The 356-nt window shown below is 77.8% G+C and carries 1 pseudogene; it reads left to right on the top strand.

What is annotated here, in order from left to right:
- Nucleotides 1-45 precede the first annotated feature (45 nt).
- A pseudogene (locus ADL22_RS14890) lies at nucleotides 46-356 on the top strand (phosphoesterase); the annotation flags it as partial.

Below are 356 nucleotides of genomic sequence, written 5' to 3'. Positions count from 1 at the left end.
GGGGGCCCCGGCAGACGGTCCCCTCCTCCCGGGTACACGCGACCCATGCGAACCCTGCTCACCACCCTCGACCTCGACCGGCGCGTCTTCGACCGGATCGCCGCCCGCGAGTGGCCGGGCGCCCAGCGCGTACTGCCCCGGTTGACCCGCAGCGCCGATCACGGGCTGCTGTGGTTCGGGATCGCGGCCGGCGCGGCGGCGCTCGGCGGCCGGCCCGCCCGACGGGCCGCACTGCGCGGGGTGGCCTCCCTGGCCCTCGCCTCCGCCACGGTGAACACCCTCGCCAAACGCTCCGTGCGCCGCACCAGACCGCTCCTGGACACCGTCCCGGCGATACGGCGGGGACCCCCGGCGCC

This window comes from Streptomyces sp. NRRL F-4489 (assembly GCF_001509485.1).
Classification (GTDB): domain Bacteria; phylum Actinomycetota; class Actinomycetes; order Streptomycetales; family Streptomycetaceae; genus Streptomyces.
The sequence above is the reverse complement of the archived record's forward strand: the minus strand, read 5'-3'. Positions and strand labels throughout refer to the sequence as shown.